Raw genomic sequence first — 4336 nt, 5'->3', positions numbered from 1 at the left:
AGTTCGGTCGGCAGCCAGTCGGGCAGGGTGCTCGGCTTGAGCAGCGTCAGGGTCTGCATGCACAACTGGCGCAGGCGCTGTTGGGTCAGGCCTTCGGTGAGCGGGTAGACCGGGGTCAGGGTTTCATCGACTGGCGGCGGTTCATCGCCGGTGATCGCGCGGTATTCCGGATGATAGATTTCCAGGCCTGAGGCGCCGGGCCGGGCTTCACCGTAGCAGCGAACCCGCGTGCCACGCTTGAGCCCTTCCTTCTGCGCGTTGCTGAAATGGTAGAAACGCAGGCTCAGCCCGCCGGTGCCGTCCTGCAAGCGCACGACCAGGCTGCGCCGGCGGCCCATGACTACATCGGCGCCGCTGACGGTGCCTTCAACCACGGCGTCCTGACCCGGCCGCAGTGCACCGATCGGCACCACACGGGTGCGATCCTGATAACGCAGTGGCAGGTGGAACAGCACGTCCTGCAGATTCTCCAGGCCGACCTTTGCCAGTTTCTCGGCCATGGCCTCGCCGACACCCTTGAGTGCCGTCACCGACACTTGCGACAGCTCCGTCATGACGCTCGCTTAACCGGCCGTAACCGGCGCGGCAGGCTTGGCCACCGAACACAGGCGAATGGAGTCGGCGAGGATCTCGATGGCTTTCGGCCGTGGGAAGCTCGCGCGCCAGGCGATCGCCACGGTGCGGAACGGCACCGGCGCGGTCAGTGGGCGCACTTCGATCACGCCGGGGGCGTAGTGATGGCTGTCCACTGCCGACAGCGGCAGGATCGAGATGCCCAAGCCGGAGGCGACCATGTGGCGAATGGTTTCCAGCGAGCTGGACTCGACCGTGGTGTGCTTGGCGCCGTCGTTGCCTTTGGTCAGGGTCGGGCAGGCCTCGAGCACCTGATCGCGGAAACAGTGGCCTTCACCGAGCAGCAGCAGGCTCTTGTCGTTGAGCAGGCCGGCGTCGATGGACTCTTTCTTGGTCCACGGGTGCTGGGCCGGCATCAGGACATAGAACGGCTCGTCATACAGCGGCAGGGTTAGCACGTCGGCTTCGTTGAACGGCAGGGCGATGATGATCGCGTCGAGTTCGCCGTTGCGCAGTTTGTCGCGCAGCACGTGGGTGAAGTTTTCTTCGATGTACAACGGCATCTGCGGGGCAACCCGGTGCAGTTGTGGGATCAGGTGCGGGAACAGGTACGGGCCGACGGTGTAGATGGCGCCGACTTTCAGCGGCGCGGTCAGCTGGTTCTTGCCGGCCTGGGCCAGTTCGCGAATGCCTTGGGCTTGTTCGAGGACTTTTTGTGCCTGGGCGACGATGCCTTCGCCGACCGGGGTCAGGCGCACGGCGCTTTTGCTGCGCTCGAAAATCAGCACACCGAGTTCGTCTTCAAGTTTCTTCACGCCCACCGACAGCGTCGGCTGACTGACGTGGCAACGCTCGGCGGCATGGCCGAAGTGCTGCTCTTGGGCGAGGGTAACGATGTAGCGTAATTCTGTGAGGGTCATAGCAAGCGTCCATGAAGATGCGCGCCAAGCATACCGGCTGCAATCGATAGACGCACGTTATCAGACTGCGGGCTGAGTGCGACACCGGTCGAGGTCGGTTTGCCGCTCGTTAATAAGGCGAAAAGCAAAAGATCGCAGCCTTCGGCAGCTCCTACAGTTGGAAATGCGATTCCCTGTAGGAGCTGCCGAAGGCTGCGATCTTTTGCTCTGGTTGTTTAGCGGCGACGTTCGAGCGAATAAACAAACGGCGCAACAATTTCGATCGAGCCGTTGTTGAGCATGTCGGCCGGCGGCTTGGGCAGTGGTTGCGCGCGGCGGATCATGTCCAGGGTGGCCCGGTCCAGATCAGCGTTGCCAGAGCGGCCAACCAGTTCGAACGACAGCACATTACCTTCGCCATCAACCACGAAGCGCAGACGATTCAAGCCTTCCTTGCCACGCGATTGCGCACTTTGCGGGTACTTCTTGTACTTCTGCAAATGCGCGAGCAGGGTGCCTTGCCAACTGGCCTTGGCCGCCAACTGAGCCGGCGACGGACCTGGTGCAGGCTGGGCAGATTTCTCCGTCGGAGCCTGGGTCGGCTGGGTGTCGGCCGGTTTCTCCTCAGAAGGTTTTTCCTTCGGCGGCTCGGGCAGCTTTTTCTCGACCGGCTTCGGCGGTTTTGGCTTGGGCTTCGGCTTGGGTTTCGGTACCGCGATTTCCGCTTTTGGTGCTTCAGCCAGTTTCGGAATCGGCAATTCTTCCACCGGAGCCGGTGGCTGCGGCGGTGTGACGACTTTCGGCGGAGCCGGCGGTGGCGGGGCGGGCAATGGAGCCAGCTCGACCATCATTGCCTGCGGCGGCAATTCGATGGGCGGGCGGGCGGTCCAGTTCAGCGCCAGCGCGATGGCCAGCGCATGCACGCCCAGCACCACGGCCAGGCTACCGCTGTAACGCGTCAGCTTATGGCGCGTCGTGATCATTTCTTGGCTGCCGTCTCAAGTCCGACCAGACCAACCTTCAGGTAACCGGCGGCGCGCAGGCTGTCCATCACGCTCATCAGGTCGCCGTAATCCACGCCTTTGTCGGCCTGGAAGAAGATGGTGGTGTCTTTCTTGCCCTGGGTCTTGGCGTCGAGGGTGGCGCCGAGGGTTTCGGCTTTCACTTCGTCGTCACCGAGGAACAGGCGCTGGTCAGCTTTGACACTGAGGAACACCGGTTTCTCTGGCCGCGGCGCCGGTTTGGCGGTCGAGGCGGGCAGGTCGACTTTGATGTCCACGGTGGCCAGCGGCGCGGCCACCATGAAGATGATCAACAGCACCAGCATCACGTCGATGAACGGCGTGACGTTGATTTCGTGGTTCTCGGCCAGATCGTCGTCTGCGCCTTCTTTCAAATGCAGGCCCATGGCCGATTACCCCACTTTAACCATGTGCGGCTGCGAGCTGCGCTCAGGCTGGTGGTCGAGATCGCGGCTGACCAGCAGCAGGACTTCTGCCGAGGCATCGGAGACCTGCGCCTTGTAACCGGCGATGGAGCGGGCGAAGACGTTGTAGATCACCACCGCAGGAATCGCCGCAACCAGACCCAGTGCAGTGGCCAGCAGTGCTTCAGCAATACCGGGCGCTACGACAGCAAGGTTGGTGGTCTGGGTTTTGGCGATGCCGATGAACGAGTTCATGATGCCCCACACGGTACCGAACAGACCTACGAACGGTGCGGTCGAACCGATGGTGGCGAGCACGCCGGTGCCGCTGCTCATGTTGCGACCGCAGGCTGCTACGAGGCGCTCGAGACGGAAGCTGACGCGTTCCTTGATACCTTCTTTCTCGCGGCTGTTGACCGACAGGCGCATCTCTTCGAGCGCGTCATGCACCAGCAGGTTGGCGAGGGTGCCTTCTTTACCAGCGGTGGCGCTGGCTTCCTTGAGGGTGGTGGCTTTTTTCAGTGCGGCAATTTCGCCACGCAGACGACGCTTGGCGCCCATCAGCTCGAAGCCTTTGGCGATCCAGATGGTCCAGGTGATGATCGAAGCGATGGCCAGACCGATCATCACGATTTTCACGATGATGTCGGCGTTCTGGTACATGCCCCACGGCGACAGGTCGTGGGCCATGCCCAGGGTGTTGTCGGCTTCGAGGACTTCAGGTGCGTCGGCCGCATCGACAGCCTGCACCGGATCGGTGGCGGCCGGTGCAGCCGGAGCGGCAGCGGGTGCGCTCTGCTCGGTGGCGGCTGGGGTGGCGGGCGCTTGAGCGTCGGCGAAGGCGGCGGTCGGTGCCAGCATCAGGCTGAGCAACAGAGCCGCGACAGCGCTCCAGGCGCGAGGTCGAGTGGTTGGCGAAGCGGGAGTTTGATTACGTGTCATGCTGGCCGGACCTGAGATAGAAAAACGTTGTTGCTCTTCCAGGCCTCGTGAGGCCGAGAACAAAAGTGGCGTGCATTATTGCAAGTAATTCTTGTTAACAAAAGTAATAGAGTAACTTTTTTTCCACCATTGCTAGCCGTTCGTCCTGTGCCAGAGCTAGTCTGTGCCTTTCCGAGGAGAGTTTTCTGATGTCCGCGCCTTCTGTTTTGATTGCCGGTTGTGGTGATGTCGGCAGTCGTCTGGCCAAGCAATTGCTGGCGGCTGGCTGGCAAGTCCATGGCCTGCGCCGCGACGTTTCCAAACTGCCGGAGGGTGTCATCGGTGTTGCCGGCGACCTGTTCAGCGAAGAATGCCCGGCGACCTGGCCGGTAGGCGCTGTCGATTATCTGGTGTATTGCGCTGCGGCCACCGACCACGATGAAGAGGGCTACCGCAAGGCCTACGTGCAAGGCTTGCAGAACGTGCTGAGCTGGCTGGACGACTATGGGCAAGTGCC

At 62.1% G+C, this 4336-nt stretch carries 6 protein-coding genes; 1 reads left to right on the top strand and 5 read right to left on the bottom strand.

From position 1 onward, the window contains the following. The 5 genes from D6877_RS21610 to exbB all read right to left on the bottom strand — a co-directional run. Positions 1-554 (bottom strand): OB-fold nucleic acid binding domain-containing protein (locus tag D6877_RS21610; RefSeq protein WP_347233428.1); only part of this gene is annotated, 554 nt, incomplete at its 3' end. Positions 555-563: 9 nt separating this feature from the next. Next, positions 564-1493, bottom strand: a complete 930-nt coding sequence (locus D6877_RS21605; RefSeq protein WP_024014805.1) for a hydrogen peroxide-inducible genes activator — start codon at positions 1491-1493, stop codon at positions 564-566. 215 nt (positions 1494-1708) lie between these two features. Beyond that, positions 1709-2455 carry an energy transducer TonB gene (locus tag D6877_RS21600; protein ID WP_042608108.1) on the bottom strand — a complete coding sequence of 249 codons (747 nt, stop codon included), beginning with the start codon at positions 2453-2455 and terminating at the stop codon, positions 1709-1711. Continuing rightward, positions 2452-2880 carry a TonB system transport protein ExbD gene (exbD, locus tag D6877_RS21595; RefSeq protein WP_016772535.1) on the bottom strand — a complete coding sequence of 143 codons (429 nt, stop codon included), beginning with the start codon at positions 2878-2880 and terminating at the stop codon, positions 2452-2454. The genes D6877_RS21600 and exbD overlap by 4 nt, the downstream gene beginning before the upstream one ends. A gap of 6 nt (positions 2881-2886) precedes the next feature. Further along, on the bottom strand, positions 2887-3840 hold the full coding sequence (gene exbB, locus D6877_RS21590) for a tonB-system energizer ExbB (RefSeq protein ID WP_024014803.1): 954 nt from the start codon (positions 3838-3840) through the stop codon (positions 2887-2889). A 188-nt stretch (positions 3841-4028) separates the two neighbouring features. Here exbB and D6877_RS21585 point away from each other — a divergent pair. Then, positions 4029-4336 (top strand): NAD-dependent epimerase/dehydratase family protein (locus tag D6877_RS21585; protein ID WP_347233427.1); only part of this gene is annotated, 308 nt, incomplete at its 3' end.

Source organism: Pseudomonas sp. Sample_9 (genome assembly GCF_004307535.1).
Taxonomy (GTDB): Bacteria; Pseudomonadota; Gammaproteobacteria; order Pseudomonadales; family Pseudomonadaceae; genus Aquipseudomonas; species Aquipseudomonas mercuritolerans.
This window is presented reverse-complemented; position numbering and strand designations above follow the sequence as displayed.

Excerpts from the sequence above, each read along its gene's own strand:
- D6877_RS21605 (WP_024014805.1), bottom strand. The coding sequence starts at position 1,493 with ATGACCCTCACAGAATTACGCTACATCGTTACCCTCGCCCAAGAGCAG.
- exbB (WP_024014803.1), bottom strand. The coding sequence starts at position 3,840 with ATGACACGTAATCAAACTCCCGCTTCGCCAACCACTCGACCTCGCGCC.
- exbD (WP_016772535.1), bottom strand. The coding sequence starts at position 2,880 with ATGGGCCTGCATTTGAAAGAAGGCGCAGACGACGATCTGGCCGAGAAC.
- D6877_RS21600 (WP_042608108.1), bottom strand. The coding sequence starts at position 2,455 with ATGATCACGACGCGCCATAAGCTGACGCGTTACAGCGGTAGCCTGGCC.